The sequence below is a fragment of the Bifidobacterium pseudolongum subsp. globosum genome, assembly GCF_004155535.1.
Taxonomy (GTDB): Bacteria; Actinomycetota; Actinomycetes; order Actinomycetales; family Bifidobacteriaceae; genus Bifidobacterium; species Bifidobacterium pseudolongum_C.
This window is the reverse complement of sequence record NZ_RYUH01000005.1, coordinates 1-2,473: the sequence shown is the minus strand read 5'-3', so window position 1 is coordinate 2,473 and position 2,473 is coordinate 1. Positions and strand designations below refer to the sequence as shown.

Here is a 2,473-nt window from a genome sequence, read left to right as displayed (position 1 = left end):
CATGCACGACCAGACCGGCATGCCGCAGCGATACGGCACCGGCATCGAATGGAACGACTTCCACAGGAGCACGCCATGGCAAGACAGCAACTAGTCAAAAGGACACACATTTTGGCGTATAACCCAGAATCAACCGCTGCAGCGTGCGAATTGTACGCCGTCCTCAGGCGCTGCATACAATTCATACGCAAACCGGCCTTGTTGCGCAAGGGTTTTACGCACGCCTCTCAGAACTGCGTACAATTCGCACGCTAACCAACTCTATTGCGCAAGGATTTTACGCAGGCACTCCCAAACCGCGTACAATCCGCACGCAACCTCCCCGCCCCGATCCCCTCAGGCGGACGAAAGGCGCACAGATATAGAAAAACGCACGCCGCAAAACGACGTGCGTTACACAAAAATCAGTGATGGCTTGTCACTCGGAGATGACGTCCACGACCTTGCGATCGCGGCGCACAGCGAACTTGACCTGGCCGTCCGCGAGTGCGAACAGCGTGTGGTCCTTGCCGATGCCCACGTTCTGGCCCGGGTGGAAGTTGGTACCACGCTGGCGAACCAGAATGTTGCCAGCCACGACGGCTTCGCCGCCGAACTTCTTCACACCGAGGTACTGGGGGTTCGAATCGCGACCGTTGCGCGAGCTGGAAGCGCCCTTCTTATGTGCCATTTCTCGTTCCTTTCGGTTAGCTGAAGTCTGCCGTCAATAATAACTGAAATCAGGCGATCTCAGTGATCTTGACGATGCTCAGCTTCTGGCGATGGCCCTTGCGACGAGCAACGCCGGTCTTGTTCTTGAACTTCTGGATGCGGATCTTCGGGCCCTTGGCCTCGTCGTCCACAACTTCGCCCTTGACGGAGATCTTTGCCAGATCAGCCGCGGCAATGGTGACCTTGGAGCCATCGACAACGAGCGCGACCGGGAATTCCACGGTCTCACCCTTCTTGGCTGCAAGACGATTCACGAGGATGGTATCGCCGACCTCGACCTTTTCCTGATGGCCGCCGGCCTTGACAATCGCGTACATATCAGTTCCTTTATTCACTTGGAAAGCTTACTGCCCGGCACGTTCGAGCCTCGCGGCCAGACACCAGCAATCAAATATACACAGCACCATGTACTTTCGCAACACGCCGAAGACACGCCGGGACCACACCCCGGCCGACCACCCCAGCCGGTTATATGTCCGAAATTCTGGATCGCAAAACAGTCAGGCCCCAACCTGATCAGGTTGGGGCCTGCCGAAAAATAACCCGGCCAATCCCGGAACTTCTTTCAGTGTACCTTAGCGGCGATACAAATGCAATCTCGACAAGTTCTCAAACCCGACAGTTTAAAACGCACCATCCAATATGAGCCATATAATCCTTAATGGAGAGATTATAGAAATGAGGGCCATATGCGCAACAACATCGAGTTGTTTCCTAATCACCTTAGTCAAGCGCGTTTACAGCCCTATATAACTGAAGCCGCATATTACACTTCACGCGGTAATACACTTGAGCAAGCCATCGAACTTTACCGCTGGAACCTCTCATTTTCAGCGGAACTCTATAAAGCAATCGCATGCATAGAAATTCCTCTACGTAATGCCCTTGATAAGACGCTTCATCAATTTGCCAACAGGCAGGAACTTGCGACTGGATCAATTGGTTCGGCAATGGCATTGACGACAATGCTTCCTCTGTTCAGCACTTTGTCGACACATTGATAGGCAGCGACTTGAGAAGAGCAAATCAGTGGGCAGCGAAAGCTGCGAAATCAAGGTTCTCCGAACGAAGTAGTGCTCGCATAGACCGCGAATGCACACATGATGACATTGTTTCCCAACTCACGTTTGGCGTATGGACGAAACTCATTGGCCAAGCGGTTACCAATAGGAATACCCAAACAACCCAAAGACTTTGGGAAACAATCCTGTCATCGGCTTTTCCCAGAGCCCATCAAAATGAGACTGGACGTGTATATATTGCTCAGCAGTTATACAGGATTCATGATGTCCGTAATCGAATTGCACACTACGAGAACATCCTCTATCTCAATGCCAATGAATTCATCAATAGTGCTCTGACATTGCTGCATTGCATTGATCCAACCCTTACTCATGGCTGGTTGAATGTCAGCGATATCAGGCATATTGCAGCAAGAGATCCAAGAAGAAATCAGCGAATCCGAAAGATTGCCTTCAAGCTGACTCCACAAAAGATGGGCGGAAAGTTGTATTCCGCTGAGGAGATTCTTGACGAGCTCGTTACCACCTCGAATCGCAATAATGATCGGGTGCTCTTTTGTAATAACATCTCAGTAAAGCACGCCCATTTCGGGAAAATCAAGATGGTATATCTAGGGTTATACGCCAAAAGATGTGTCTCTAATCTGAGCTGAAGCCTTCTGCCGATTGGCGTGTCGGGGTGTTCATGATGTGTCCGGTCATTATGGCGCCTGGCCATTTCGTGTGTCCGAAATGATTCC

Annotated in this window: 4 protein-coding genes; 2 read left to right on the top strand and 2 right to left on the bottom strand. The window is 51.2% G+C overall.

Translation table 11 applies throughout. The features are described from left to right. Positions 1–418: 418 nt before the first annotated feature. Both rpmA and rplU read right to left on the bottom strand, forming a co-directional pair. Positions 419–670, bottom strand: coding sequence for a 50S ribosomal protein L27 (rpmA, locus tag PG2093B_RS01600; protein WP_022858358.1), 252 nt, complete (start codon positions 668–670; stop codon positions 419–421). A gap of 49 nt (positions 671–719) precedes the next feature. Then, on the bottom strand, positions 720–1,028 hold the full coding sequence (rplU, locus tag PG2093B_RS01595; RefSeq protein WP_022858357.1) for a 50S ribosomal protein L21: 309 nt from the start codon (positions 1,026–1,028) through the stop codon (positions 720–722). 372 nt (positions 1,029–1,400) lie between these two features. Between rplU and PG2093B_RS01590 the strand changes: the two genes are divergently transcribed. Both PG2093B_RS01590 and PG2093B_RS01585 read left to right on the top strand, forming a co-directional pair. Then, positions 1,401–1,712: an Abi family protein gene (locus PG2093B_RS01590; protein ID WP_129896857.1), complete on the top strand. Its 312-nt coding sequence runs from the start codon at positions 1,401–1,403 to the stop codon at positions 1,710–1,712. Positions 1,713–1,723: 11 nt separating this feature from the next. Next, positions 1,724–2,386 (top strand): hypothetical protein, encoded by a 663-nt coding sequence (locus tag PG2093B_RS01585; RefSeq protein ID WP_129896856.1) that lies wholly within the window; start codon positions 1,724–1,726, stop codon positions 2,384–2,386. Positions 2,387–2,473 lie beyond the last annotated feature (87 nt).